Origin of the sequence: Pseudoalteromonas haloplanktis ATCC 14393, from assembly GCF_000238355.1 — a bacterium.
GTDB classification, from domain to species: Bacteria; Pseudomonadota; Gammaproteobacteria; order Enterobacterales; family Alteromonadaceae; genus Pseudoalteromonas; species Pseudoalteromonas haloplanktis.
Map to the genome: position 1 here is coordinate 1 of NZ_AHCA01000030.1, position 13785 is coordinate 13785.

Sequence of the window (13785 nt, forward strand, 5' to 3'; positions counted from 1 at the left end):
TTGTCATTTAACACCTCAATATTAGAACATTGTCCATTATTAAAGTGTCCGGCTCAATTAAACCAGTTCATGGTTTTGACGAGGGAATGACACGTGGTTTTCCTGAAGCTGGAGGGCGTCATGGTGATGATGGCCTTAAGATTGGCCGTGAGGGTATGGAACCGGTGACTTCATTCATTGATCGAGCCCTTAATGATAAAAAGCCTTTTTTAGTTTGGTATGCTCCTTACATGCCCCATTCACCCCATAATCCGATTGAAAGAATTTACAAAAAATATAAAGACTTAGATTTGCCTGAATCAGTAAAAAAATACTATGCAATGATAGAGTGGTTTGATGAGACAAATGGAATACTTCTTAAGCACCTAGAAGACAAAGGAGTAAAAGATAATACGATTATTGTTTATGTATCTGACAATGGGTGGATATCTAATCCTGATCGATTGAATAGTTTTTTACCTCGCTCTAAACAAAGCCCAAGCGAGGCTGGGGTTCGAACACCGATTATTTTTTCATGGCCAAAGAAACTGAAACCGCAGTCAAGACATGATTTGATCAGCAGTATAGATATAGTACCGACATTGCTTGGAGCGGTTGGGTTACCTATACCAAAAGATATGCCTGGATTGAATCTGATGGATAACATGCTGTCAGAAACTCCAATCAATAGAAAGGAGATTTTTGGTGAAGGTTTTGCACATGATATTGCGGATTTAGATGACCCTGAAGGTTCATTGCTTTACCGCTGGATTATAGAAGGTGATTGGAAATTAATATTAAGCTACGATGGGAAAACCGATAACTATCGTAAGCGTCATACTACACTAACTAGTCCACAGCTATTTCATCTTGCTACAGATGAGCATGAACAAAATAATTTAATTGACCAATATCCTGATGTGGCTCAGAGACTAGCAAAAAAAATAGAACAATGGTATCCATTGAAAACACGTAAAATAATACAGTAGATTTATTCACAAAAATTGTAGTGGCAAAGGCAGTTTTACTTGCCAATAACGTCGGAATACAAGACATTTTGTCTTTAAAAAAGCCTCATTATGAGGCTTTTCTTTTTAGTTTAATTATTTTTTCTTATCCCAACTTGAAACAGTGTGATTCTTCTTTCTGCATAATATTTATAGCCTCTGTAGTTCTGATTTTATGTGAAACACATTTATATTCAATTGTTTATGATTTTATTGTACATAATAATCGTTATTGAACTTAAAAGATTAACTAATAAATGAACAAACTTCTTGATGTTAACTCATTGCTTTGGTTAAATAGGTAGGTGGCCTTACCAATATTATTTAAATTAAAGCGAGACTTTCAATGATAGAAACATGGCGGTGGTTTGATCTGAATGATCCTATTTCCCTTAAAAAAGTTGCCCAGACTGGTGCACAAGGAATAGTCAGTTCCTTGAATGAGGTCCCGACTGGCGAGCCTTGGCCATTGGAAAATTTGTTATCGCGAAAAGAAGCGATTGAAAATGCAGGGTTGAAATGGACTGTGGTTGAAAGCATCCCTGTTCATAATGATATTAAAACCCGCAAAGGGAATTACCAGCAGCTTATTGAAAATTATAAAGAATCTATTAAAAATGTTGGTAAAGCGGGCATTGGTGCGGTGTGTTATAACTTTATGCCTGTTGTTGATTGGACCAGAACCAACTTAGATTATTTACTTGAGAATACGGGTTCTGCACTGCGCTTTGATATGGTTGATTTTGTGGCTTATGACATTTTTGTTCTTGAACGCCCTAATGCAAAAGCTAGTTATAATGACGATTTAATAAGTGAAGCTAAAGCATATTTTGAAAAAATGTCACCAGAGCAAGTAGCACTGCTTGAGCGTAATATAATCGCAGGCTTACCTGGTGGTGAAGGTTCTTATACCCGAGAATCAATTAGAGCAGCAATTGCAGAGTTTATAGAACTTGGTGAAGAAGGGCTAAGACAAAACTTAATTGCGTTTTTAGCTGAAATTGTACCAGTCGCACAGCAAAGTGGCGTGAATTTATGTGTTCACCCAGATGATCCTCCGTTTTCATTATTTGGATTACCACGTGTTGTCTCAACTGCAGAAGATGTTCGCAAAATACTTTCCGCTGTAGATAGCCCTGCTAATGGCCTAACTTTATGTGCAGGTTCATTTGGTGCACGAGCTGATAATAACTTGGTTGATATGGCAAATGAGTTTGGACCAAAAATTCACTTTGTACATTTACGCAATGTGGTTCGTGAAGAAAATGGTTCATTTTATGAAGCGGAGCACCTTGATGGTGATAATGATATGGTTGGTTTAATCGATGCACTCTTAACTGAAGAAAAGCGCCGAAAATTGGCTGGCCAAGATATGCCAATTCCAATGCGTCCAGATCATGGCCACTTACTTGACGATGAAGCAGGACAACCTAATGTAAAACCAGGTTACTCATACCTTGGACGCTTAAAAGGCTTGGCAGAATTACGTGGTGTTATCCACGCTATTTCACACATTAAACAATAATAAAAAGGAGGGCGTGTGGCCCAACAATTATTACATCCCGATAGATTATTTAGCGCTGATGTGACTCAGCGTGAAATAGCTAAGCGCCTTTATAATGGTGTAAAAGATTTACCAATAGTTAGCCCGCATGGCCACACAGATCCGCGTTGGTTTGCAGATGATCAGTGTTTTTCAAATGCGACAGAATTATTAATTCAACCAGACCATTACTTGCTTCGTATGCTTTATAGTCAAGGTATTACTATGGAGCAGTTAGGCTTTAGTACTGACGGTAGACAAAGTGCAGTAGATCCGAAATCAGTGTGGCGTATATTTGCTGCACACTATTATTTGTTTTTAGGCACTCCAACACGCATGTGGATGGATTATGTTTTTGCTGAAGTGTTTTCATTAAATGAATGTTTAACTATAGATAATGCAGACCTGTTTTATGAGCACATAACTGATGCATTACAGCAAGATGAGTTTAAGCCTCGGGCATTATTTGAACGTTTTAATATTGAAGTTATCGCAACTACGGAATCCCCTCTTGATGACTTAAAACATCACAAAAAAATTAAAGATAGCGGTTGGCAGGGTAAAGTGATCACCGCTTTTAGACCTGACAATGTGATTGACCCTGAATTTGAAGGTTTTGAAGCTAACCTAAAACGTTTAAGCGAACTCACGGATGAGCCGCTTGATACATTTTCTAGTTATTTAAGTAGCTTATTTAAGCGTCGTGCATTTTTCAAAGAAATGGGAGCCACATCTTCAGATCATGGTCATCTTAGCGCACGGACGTTAGATTTGAGTGCGGATGAAAAAGAACAGCTTTATCTAACGATTCGCTCTGGTAACTTTAGTGCTGATGATGCAGATAAGTTTCGCGCGCAGATGCTTACAGAAATGGCCGTCATGAGTTTAGACGATGGCTTGGTCATGCAAATTCACCCTGGTGTGCATCGTAATCATAACCAACAGTTATTTAACCAGTTTGGTCGCGATAAAGGAGCTGACATTCCTATTGCCACTGAATATGTTGCAAACCTTAAACCTCTATTAAATAAACTAGGTAATAATCCTAAGTTTAGACTCATCATCTTTACTTTAGATGAGACAACATATGCGCGCGAGTTAGCGCCTTTAGCTGGCCATTATCCTTCATTAAAATTAGGCCCTGCTTGGTGGTTTAATGATAGTCCAGAAGGAATGCGTCGTTTCCGAGAGCAAACAACAGAAACCGCAGGCTTTTATAACACTGTCGGCTTTAATGATGATACGCGTGCTTTTTTATCAATCCCTGCACGTCACGATGTAGCACGTCGTATGGATTGTGCGTTTTTAGCACAGCTTGTTGCAGAACATCGTTTAACAGAGTCGCAAGCCAGTCAAATAGCTTACGACCTAACTTACACTCTTGTTAAACAGGCCTATGATTTATAATGACTAATTTATTATCAAAGCAAACACTTGATACATTGAGTGAGGCAGTGAAAAAACCTGCTTATGCATACCAAACAGCAGAAGTCGGTATTGTTCATATCGGTATTGGCGCATTTCATCGTGCTCACCAAGCGGTGTTCACAGATGATTTATTAGCATTGGACCCGCATTGGAAGATTACTGCGGTGAGCCTACGCTCGCCAGCTATTCGCGATAGTATGGCACCACAAGATAATTTGTACACGGTTGTAGAGCGTGGTGCGCAAGAAGATAAATTTCGTATAGTTGGTGCAATTGATCAGGTCCTCGTTGCGCCTGAAGAGCCGCAACGAGTCATTGATGAAATTGCCAATTCCAAAACTAAAGTAGTTACGTTGACAGTAACTGAGAAAGGCTATTGTCGTGACAAAAGCGGGAAAAACTTAGATTTTACTAATCCTGTTATTGTTCATGATATTGCAGATCTCAGCACGCCAAAATCACTGCCGGGTTTTATAGTTGCTGCCTGTAAGCTGCGTATGCGTACTAATGAAAAATTAACAATCATTAGTTGCGACAATTTATCTGCAAATGGCCAAGTGACTGAACGTGTTATACAGCAATTTGCGCAGCATGTTGCGCCAGATGTGGCTGCATGGATCACGAAAAATGTCAGCTTTTGTAATTCTATGGTTGATCGTATTGTTCCTGCAACAACAGAAAAAGATATTGATTCTGTAAGTCAAATACTGGGTGTAGTAGACAAGAGCACTGTGGTAACAGAACCTTTTAAGCAGTGGGTAATAGAAGATAACTTTGCAAATGACAAGCCTGCTTGGGATAAGGTTGGGGCGTTATTTGTTGCCGATGTGCACGCTTATGAGCATATGAAGCTGCGGTTATTAAATGGAATACACTCAACGTTAGCTTACATTGGTTTCTTAAAAGGCTATGAATATATTCATCAAGCCGTGGCCGATGAAGATTGTTTATTGTTTGTAAAAGCATTACAAGCTCAATTGGTATCAACACTCGATGATGTTCCTGGTATTGATCTATCCGCCTATGCCGACACTATTTTAGCTCGTTTCGCTAATGAGCGAGTGCCGTACAAAACTTCTCAAGTTGCTTGTGATGGTTCGCAAAAACTAGCACAACGGCTCGTAAAACCATGCGAAATTATCAGAAAAAGTGGTGCAATATCCGAATACATTACTTTTGTTTTGGCAGCATGGTGCAGGTTTTTAGAAGGGACGGACAGTGCCGGGAGTGCTTTTAGCATTACAGACCCGCTAGGTGACGCACTCAATAATTTAGCTGTGCGACATTGTAATAATGAGTTAAAGCAAGTTGAGAGTATCTTACGTGAATCTGGAATATGCACTACTCAACAATTAGCTGATAGTGATTTTTTAACTGCAATTGCAACACATTTAAAAGAGATACATCAAGTAGGTGTGACACAAGCGTTAAGTGCCTTTCTGAAGCGCTAAATGCTGGTGAGTGTGAGGCAAAAGAGGTAACTAAGTTACCTCTTTTTTTAATTAAGCTAGAGCTTAAACAAGCGACACTATAAAGTTAAAATACGTTAGTGTTTTAATAGAAATCCCGTTGCTTTGTCTTACTCTTAAAGTTTAATTTTGCTAAAAGGATCGTTATCAAAATAAGTAGCAGCAGCTTCTGTTGCATTTTCTAAATGCTTCTTCATCGCTTGCTCTGCCTTTTTTGCATTACGTTTTTCGAGAGCGTCGACAATGTCTTTGTGATCTTGAATTGATGGATGGACACCTTCAGCACGAAGTCTTTGAGCGAAGGCTGCGCTTAAATCTGATTTACCTCTTAGCTCCCACAACCAATTAACCACAGAGGTGATAGCACTGTTTTGTGTCGCTTCGGCAATAATACTATGAAATTTCCAGTCAGCTTTCTCAGAACTATCTGGACGCTTCTCTTCTTCTTCCATTTCTAAAATTGTGTCTTTTAACTGCTTAATTTGCTCGTCAGTTATATGCTCAACAGCAAGCGCACAGGCTTGTGATTCTATAATGCCGCGGATCTGTAAGATATCAAATGGGCCAATACCTTTATCTTCAGTGGCAATAAAAGGTTTCTTCTCATTAACGTAAATTCCAGAACCAGTTCTAATTTCCACAATACCCGAGAGCTCAAGGGCAATCATTGCTTCACGTATAGTTGGACGACTTACATTTAATTTTTCAGCGAGTTCTCTTTCAGAAGGTAAGCGATCACCGGGCAAAATCACACCATCACTTACAAGTTTTGAAAGCTGGGCTGCCACTTTAACATAAAGTCGATCTGTTTTTATTGCTTGTAATTCCATAGTTTCCCTTACTCTGTACGTTAGTTACGTCAGAACTCTATTAATGAGCATGTATTGCATTTCCATTCTACCAAAGGTTATCCAGATTAGGGATAACAAATTTTTAAAATGCATTTAATTTATAGTTGCTTTACAAATGTTTTACTTGTTAGTATGGAAAGATAGTAAGGTGGCATGACCAATATTGCAAGTGCTTTGTAAAAGCGTAAGGAAGGTAGTGTGGTAAAAGTAGCAGTAATAGGCGAATGTATGATTGAACTGAGTAAACACTCAGACAACCAATATACTATGGGGTTTGGTGGCGACACTCTTAATACGGCCGTTTACTTAACCCGTTGTGGCGGGCATGCAGATTATTTTACGGTGCTTGGTACAGACTTATATAGTCAACAGATGATAACTCAGTGGCAAGATGAGGGTGTTGGCACTGATGAGGTGAAGTTTAACAATAATAAACAACCAGGCCTCTATATCATTAATAACGATGATAAAGGTGAACGCTTTTTTAATTATTGGCGACAAAATTCGGCTGCCAGAACGTTATTTTCTGACTACCCAGAAGTGTTTAGCACTCTTAAAAACTACGATCTTATTTTCCTAAGTGGTATTTCTTTATCATTGTACGCAGAGGATGACTTAGCTGCTTTGTTTCGCTTTTTAACTGATTATCGTAAAGCGGGTGGTTTGGTAGCATTCGACAATAACTATCGTCAACAAGGATGGTTAAATGCAAGTCATGCTCAATCCGTATTTGCAAAAATGATCGCTTTAACTGATATCGCTTTAATCAGCTTTGACGATGAAATAGCGCTATACGGTCAGCATAGCATAGAGCGTTGTATAGCCCGTTATAGCGATGTTGGTGTAAATGAAATCATCATTAAGAATGGCCACCATGGCTGTCATGTATTCAAAGATCAAAAACAACACTTTTATGCTTTAACTAAAATATTGGCGCCAGTAGATACGACTGCAGCAGGGGATTCATTTAACGGAGCTTACTTGGCCGCAAAAGTAAAAGGTAAATCACTTGAGAAATGTATCCGTGACGCGCAGTCATGTGCTGGTACCGTGATTATGCATAAAGGGGCAATTATCAATAGAGCCATTGCGCTGTTAGAGGATGCATCATGAGTAATTATTCAGTCTTCATTCGCAGTATCGTAGTTGCTCTTTTAATTATGGTTTTATCAGCATGCTCAGATAAACAAAACGAGCATGTTGCGATTCGCTTCTCGCATGGTTTAGATACTCAGCACCCTGTCCATAAATCATTAATTTATATGAATGAGGTATTACAGCAGGTATCAGGTGGCTCTATGGAGCTGATTATTTATCCTTCAGCCCAGTTAGGATCGGAGCGTGAAGTTCTTGAACTGCTACAAATTGGTAGTTTAGGGATGACAAAGGTATCAGCAAGTTCACTTGAAGCGTTTGTGCCCCAAATGAAGGTATTTAGCTTACCTTATTTATTTAATAATCATGCTCATTTTTGGCAAACCCTCAATAGTGAGATTGGCCAGCAACTGCTAGATGCTGGTACACCATATCGAGTTAAAGGGTTAGGTTACTTTGATGCTGGTAGCCGTAGCTTTTATACCACGAAACGAAAAGTTGAAAATCCTGAACAGCTAACTGGATTAAAGATCCGAGTTATGAATAGTCAATCTGCCGTTGATATGGTTAATACGATGGGCGCATCGGCAACACCTGTGAGTTGGGGGGAGCTTTATACCGCATTGCAGCAAGGCATTGTAGAAGGAGCAGAGAATAACCCACCTAGTTTTTATTTTTCTAAGCATTATGAGGTAAGTAAATATTATTTGCTTGATGAGCATACCGCTATTCCTGATGTGATTGTCATTGGAACGCATAAATGGAATAGCCTTACGCAGCAACAGCAGTCATGGCTAACCCAAGCAATGCAAGAAGCGGTTGTGTATCAAAGAATACTTTGGGCAGAAGCAACGAAAGACTCATTACAAAAAGTAAAAGATGCCGGTGTTGAAGTCATTGTGGCAGATAAAACGAGTTTTCAGAAAAGTGTTGAGCCTATTTATCAGAAACTACAAGGGACAAAACTTGAGCCACTGGTTAATAGCATTAAAGCATTAGGGGAACATTAATGAACATACTAGAACAAGCTGTCAGTAAATCGGATGGCATATTAAGAATCTTATTGGCATTAATGATGACACTTTTAGTGATAGATGTTACTTGGCAGGTATTAACACGTTTCATTTTGACTCAACCAAGTTCATTTACAGAGGAAGTAGCACGGTTTTTATTAATTTGGGTCAGTCTTTTAGGTGGAGCCTATGCGTATCGAGAGCATAGTCATTTAGGGTTTGACTTATTAGTGAGAAAACTATCGCAACAGAAGGCGCGTTGGGTGTTTAAATTATGCTGTGTTTTGGTTGCTGTATTTGCGATCAGTGTATTGATTATTGGTGGCCTGAATTTGGTGTATTTAACATGGTTGCTTGGCCAACAATCTCCAGTATTAGATATCCCTATGGCATGGGTGTATATCGTACTACCACTGAGTGGATTACTTTTTCTTCTATACAGTGTGTTTTTCTTTTTTAATGCAGAACAACAATTTATAACACAGGAGTGTATCCAATGACCGCAGCAATATTATTTGGTTTGTTTGGTTTATTACTGTTTATTAATTTACCAATTGCACTGGCGATTATCTTTGCAACGTTAGTAGCTATGCTTGCAACAATTGATACGCTTCCGGCATTAACCACTATTGCACAGCGCTTGAGTGCTGGGATCGATAGTTTTTCGCTCTTAGCCATTCCATATTTTATTCTATCAGGTTACTTAATGGGTCAAGGTGGTATTGCAGCAAGGCTTATTGCATTCGCAAAAGTATTAGTAGGTCGTCTCCCTGGGGGTCTTGCTTTTGTGAATGTAATTTCTTGTGCCTTGTTTGGATCTATATCTGGTTCGGCAGTGGCTGCTACGTCTGCAATTGGTGGCTTTATGATCCCCGCTATGAAGAAGGAGGGGTATGATAAGCCATTTAGTGCCGCTGTTACTGTCACTGCTGCAACAACCGGTATGTTAATACCACCAAGTAATATTCTAATTATTTACTCGCTTGCTTCAGGTGGCGTGTCTATTGCTGCCTTATTTATTGCAGGTTATCTACCTGGTCTATTAGTCACTTTATTACTTATAGTTGCTTGTTATATATACGTAGCACGAAATAACATTAAAGCATTGTCTGCGCAGAGCATTGAACCATTTTGGCCTTCATTATTTGGTGCAGTCCCAAGTTTATTTTTAATCGTGTTGATTATTGGCGGTATCATTGGTGGCTTTTTTACACCTACAGAGGCTGGGGCTATAGCGGTATTGTATTCGTTAGCGCTGTCATTGGTGTTTTATCGTCAATTAACAGTAAAAGACTTATACCCTATTTTACTTAAATCAGTAAATACGACTGCTATTGTGATGTTGTTAATTGGCGCATCATCTGCAATGTCATGGCTTATGTCGTATGCATTAATTCCGCAAACAATTAGTGAGACTTTATTAGCTTTGTCACAGAATCCATTAATCATCTTACTTATTATTAATCTGACCTTATTAGTGATAGGTACTTTTATGGATATGACCCCTGCGGTACTTATTTTTACACCTATATTTTTGCCTGTTGCAGAGAGTTTAGGTATTTCGCCATTGCACTTTGGCATTATGATGATTTTGAATTTATCGATTGGGCTATGCACTCCGCCAGTTGGAAGTGTGCTGTTTGTCGGCTGCAGTATCGGTAAGGTTGCAATTAGCGAGATTGTGAAGCCTATTTTACCGCTCTACGCAGCAATGGTTACAGCTTTGGTACTGGTTACTGTTTTTCCTGCAATCAGTGAATTCTTGCCGCGTCTTTTAGGTTTAATTTAATTAGCTAAATTAGGAAAATAATAATGAACACATATTTACAACAACAATTTGGTTTAGAGAATAAGGTAGCGGTCGTCACTGGTGCTAGCCGTGGCTTAGGGCAAGCTATGGCAATTGCTTTGGGACAAGCAGGCGCAACAGTGGTTGCCGTGGGTTCTAAAGCAGAAAACCTAGCAAAAACGATCGCATTATTAGAAGAAAAAGGTATTCAATGTCTAGCGTTAGGTTGCGATCAATCTAACGGCGAAGAAATTTCTCAGACTATCGCCTCAACAATCGAAGCATATGGAAAAATTGATATTTTAGTGAACAACGCAGGCACTATTAAACGCTCACCAGCTCATGAGTTTAGTGATGATGATTGGCTAGAGGTGATCAATGTGAATCTAAATGGTGTGTTTAAGTTTTGCCGGGAAGCAGGTAAACACATGATCAAACAAGGTTCAGGAAAAATCATCAACATTGCCTCATTACTTAGTTTTTCGGGTGGGATCACAGTGCCAGCTTATGCGGCTAGTAAAGGTGGTGTGGCGCAGCTAACTAAAGCTCTTGCAAATGAATGGGCTGCACATAACATTCAAGTAAATGCAATCGCTCCGGGCTATTTTGAAACAGATAACACTTATAATATTCGCCAAGATGCGGCGCGTTATGAAAGTATTACAGCACGTATACCTAGTGGCGTTTGGGGTCAGCCAGACGATCTTGCTGGTGCGACGGTGTTCTTGTCTTCTAAAGCGGCAAGCTATATGAACGGGCATATTATGCTGGTTGATGGCGGCTGGATGGCACGTTAAGGAGCGATGATGAAATCACTACAATTAAAAATAATGAATTCTTTGCTTGCTAGAGTTGTACTTAGCTTCATGGCAGTAATAGCATTCAATGCAACAGCACACACACAAAATATAAATCAAGATTGGCAATATTTAGAAAGCAATGAAACTAGCTTTAATAAAGCGAAAGCCGATAATAATTGGCAGTCGGTAACACTTCCACATACTTGGAATGCGACTGACACTGTAGACTCAACCCCAGGCTATCGCCGTGATGCGAGTTGGTATAGTAAAACCCTGACTTTACCTAAGGGCGCTGAAAAAAAACACCGTTATGTGCTGTATTTTGAAGCCGTAAATATGCAAGCCGAAGTCTATGTAAATGGTAAGAAAGCATTTGAACACATAGGTGGCTACATTGGCTTTGATGTTGAAATTACACCTTATCTAAATACTTCAGGTAGTAACGAAGTTTTGGTGCGTGCAAGTAATGAGTATAACCGCGACCTAATTCCATCACAAAAGTCTGACTTTTTTATTCATGGCGGTATTACCCGTGATGTATGGTTAAAAAAATTGCCAAAGAACTTTATTAGTGGTGTACAGGTGGATACGCCTGATGTGTCTGTTCAGTCGGCAAAAACAGTAATTACCACTGAATTTGATGTCCAGCATTCTCAAAAAGCCTTACTCACGTATACCTTGGTAGGTCCTAATAATGAGAAAGTCTCGCTAAAAACTAAACAGGTAAGTTTAAAACCAGGTAAGCAAGCAGTAATAGAAAGCTTGAACGAACTTAATAGCCCGAAGTTATGGTCACCAAAAAATCCTAATCTATATAATTTGACAGTTTCCCTTTCTTCGGGTGGAAAAGAACTACAAAAAGTAGAGCAAGTAGTTGGCTATCGCTGGTTTGAAATGAGAGCAAATAAAGGGTTTTTTGTTAACGGAGAAAAAATGCTGATCCGTGGCACCCACCGTCATGAAGAGCATGCAGGTCTAGGAGCTGCAATGCCTAACCAATTACACTATAAAGATATGCAGCAAATTAAGGAAATGGGCGCTAACTTTGTACGACTAGGGCATTACCCACAAGATCCTGAAGTATACAAAGCTGCTAATGAGTTAGGCCTTGTGATCTGGGATGAATTACCTTGGTGCCGTGGTGGTATCGGTGGTGAAGTCTGGAAAAAGAATACGGAAACATTATTAAAAGCACAAATTAAACAAAACCGTAATGAGCCTAGTATCGCATTTTGGTCATTGGGTAACGAAATGTATTGGGAAGAAGATTTTGAAGGGGGCGGTGACCCTGAAAAAATCACTCCATATCTTAAAAAGTTAAATAAAATAGCTAAAGATCTTGATCCAAGCCGTATTACTACTATTCGTAAATATTATCCTGGTGCTGAGCTAGTTGATGCATTTTCTCCGTCTATATGGGCTGGTTGGTATGGAGGTTCGTACGGCCAATACGGTGAAGCAATTAAATCATCTATGAAGAAATACCCAACTTTCCTTCACATGGAGTACGGTGCGTCAAGTCATGTTGGCCGTCATACAGAGTACCCAATAAGTAAAGATGGTATGCAAGGCGCACAAGTTAGTGTTGATGAAGCAATGAATCAAGCAGTAGTTAAAAGTGTAGCCAAAGACAGTGATTGGACTGAAAACTATGCAGTTGATTTGTTTGATTGGCATTTAATCGTCAGTGAAAGCACTGAAAACTTTGCTGGTAATGCACAGTGGGCATTTAAAGATTTTGGGACACCATTAAGACCTGAAAACCCAATTCCTTACATGAACCAAAAAGGTTTAGTTGATCGCAATGGTAAACCTAAAGATGCCTATTATGTCTTTGCAAGTCACTGGTCAGATAAACCATTTTGTTATATTGAATCTAAATCTTGGACTCACAGAAATGGTCCAAAAGAAGGCCAAAAAGTAGATGTATTCTGTAACACACAAAGTGCTGAATTAAGCCTTAATGGTAAAAGCCTAGGTGAAAAGCAACGTGACGCAAATATATTTCCTGCTGGTGGCTTAGTGTGGCAAGTTCCCTTCAAAAATGGTGTGAATACGCTATCTGTAGTTGGGCGTACTAAATCTGGTGCAGAAGTAACGGATGAGCTGAAGGTGCACTATTTAATTGGTCAGCACGGTAAGTTTGATCGAATTCAGCTAACGGCTAAAACCCTAAGTAATGGTAATAAACTTATAGAAGCACAAGCGCTTGATAAAGATGGAAACCGTGTGCTTGATTATAATCAACGAAGTTACTTTTTTAATATGACTAGCCATGGCACTTTGCTTGAAAATCAGGGTACGCCTACTGGTAGTAGCCTCATTGAAATGGCGAGTGGCTATGCTGCAATAGAATTTATTCCAGGTGATAAGCCGACCACTATAGAGTATAGAAACCAAAATGTTAAAGGTGTGTATTTAGCCCTTTAACGAATAAAAGTTGTGATCTTCCCTTGTTGTAAAAATGACCTGAAAAATGGTCATTTTTTTTCAAAAAACAAGTTGGTAAGGTGGCATTACCAATTATTTTGCAGTATATTGATCCATGAAATAAGGTTTGTTGTTTTAACTAAATTGAGACGATTGACTTTTAATGCACACTTAAAATATTAATTAAGGAAACGTTATGGACTTTATGTTCTCAGCGGATATCAGAAGTTATAAAACCATGCGTAATGATGAATTACGTGATGCATTCGTCACCGCGCCATTATTTGAAAGCGGTAAGATCAACCTAACGTACACTGATGTCGACCGCGCTGTGATTGGGGGGATTACTCCGGCCGCGGAACCGATTTTGTTACCGACCCA

The 13785-nt window shown here is 39.2% G+C and carries 11 protein-coding genes and 1 pseudogene; 11 read left to right on the plus strand and 1 reads right to left on the minus strand.

Features of this window, described 5'->3' with window-relative positions; genetic code table 11:
• Nucleotides 1–86 precede the first annotated feature (86 nt).
• The 4 genes from PHAL_RS23410 (at nucleotide 87) to PHAL_RS0122375 (ending at nucleotide 5408) form a co-directional block, all read left to right on the plus strand.
• Nucleotides 87–968 carry a sulfatase-like hydrolase/transferase gene (locus tag PHAL_RS23410; RefSeq protein WP_064713868.1) on the plus strand — a complete coding sequence of 294 codons (882 nt, stop codon included), beginning with the start codon at nucleotides 87–89 and terminating at the stop codon, nucleotides 966–968.
• A gap of 364 nt (nucleotides 969–1332) precedes the next feature.
• A complete protein-coding gene (gene uxuA / locus PHAL_RS0122365) occupies nucleotides 1333–2511 on the plus strand; it encodes a mannonate dehydratase (protein ID WP_016710663.1) in 1179 nt (392 codons plus the stop codon).
• A 15-nt stretch (nucleotides 2512–2526) separates the two neighbouring features.
• A complete protein-coding gene (gene uxaC / locus PHAL_RS0122370) occupies nucleotides 2527–3936 on the plus strand; it encodes a glucuronate isomerase (RefSeq protein WP_016710664.1) in 1410 nt (469 codons plus the stop codon).
• Complete coding sequence (locus PHAL_RS0122375) at nucleotides 3936–5408, plus strand: mannitol dehydrogenase family protein (protein ID WP_016710665.1); 1473 nt, start codon at nucleotides 3936–3938, stop codon at nucleotides 5406–5408. Before uxaC ends, PHAL_RS0122375 begins: the two co-directional genes overlap by 1 nt.
• 134 nt (nucleotides 5409–5542) lie before the next feature.
• Here PHAL_RS0122375 and PHAL_RS0122380 read toward each other — a convergent pair whose 3' ends face one another.
• On the minus strand, nucleotides 5543–6256 hold the full coding sequence (locus PHAL_RS0122380; RefSeq protein WP_016710666.1) for a FadR/GntR family transcriptional regulator: 714 nt from the start codon (nucleotides 6254–6256) through the stop codon (nucleotides 5543–5545).
• 219 nt (nucleotides 6257–6475) lie between these two features.
• Here PHAL_RS0122380 and PHAL_RS0122385 point away from each other — a divergent pair, with 219 nt between their 5' ends.
• The 7 genes and pseudogenes from PHAL_RS0122385 to PHAL_RS0122415 all read left to right on the plus strand — a co-directional run.
• A complete protein-coding gene (locus tag PHAL_RS0122385) occupies nucleotides 6476–7390 on the plus strand; it encodes a sugar kinase (protein ID WP_016710667.1) in 915 nt (304 codons plus the stop codon).
• The gene (locus tag PHAL_RS0122390) at nucleotides 7387–8382 is read left to right on the plus strand and encodes a TRAP transporter substrate-binding protein (protein WP_016710668.1); all 996 of its coding nucleotides are present in this window, start codon (nucleotides 7387–7389) and stop codon (nucleotides 8380–8382) included. Before PHAL_RS0122385 ends, PHAL_RS0122390 begins: the two co-directional genes overlap by 4 nt.
• Nucleotides 8382–8885 carry a TRAP transporter small permease gene (locus tag PHAL_RS0122395; protein ID WP_016710669.1) on the plus strand — a complete coding sequence of 168 codons (504 nt, stop codon included), beginning with the start codon at nucleotides 8382–8384 and terminating at the stop codon, nucleotides 8883–8885. Before PHAL_RS0122390 ends, PHAL_RS0122395 begins: the two co-directional genes overlap by 1 nt.
• Nucleotides 8882–10174, plus strand: coding sequence for a TRAP transporter large permease (locus tag PHAL_RS0122400; RefSeq protein ID WP_016710670.1), 1293 nt, complete (start codon nucleotides 8882–8884; stop codon nucleotides 10172–10174). The genes PHAL_RS0122395 and PHAL_RS0122400 overlap by 4 nt, the downstream gene beginning before the upstream one ends.
• 23 nt (nucleotides 10175–10197) lie before the next feature.
• A complete protein-coding gene (locus PHAL_RS0122405) occupies nucleotides 10198–10971 on the plus strand; it encodes a glucose 1-dehydrogenase (protein WP_016710671.1) in 774 nt (257 codons plus the stop codon).
• A 6-nt stretch (nucleotides 10972–10977) separates the two neighbouring features.
• Nucleotides 10978–13404 carry a glycoside hydrolase family 2 protein gene (locus PHAL_RS0122410; RefSeq protein WP_198160573.1) on the plus strand — a complete coding sequence of 809 codons (2427 nt, stop codon included), beginning with the start codon at nucleotides 10978–10980 and terminating at the stop codon, nucleotides 13402–13404.
• Between the two features lie 196 nt (nucleotides 13405–13600).
• Nucleotides 13601–13785, plus strand: a pseudogene (locus PHAL_RS0122415) (5-dehydro-4-deoxy-D-glucuronate isomerase); the annotation flags it as partial.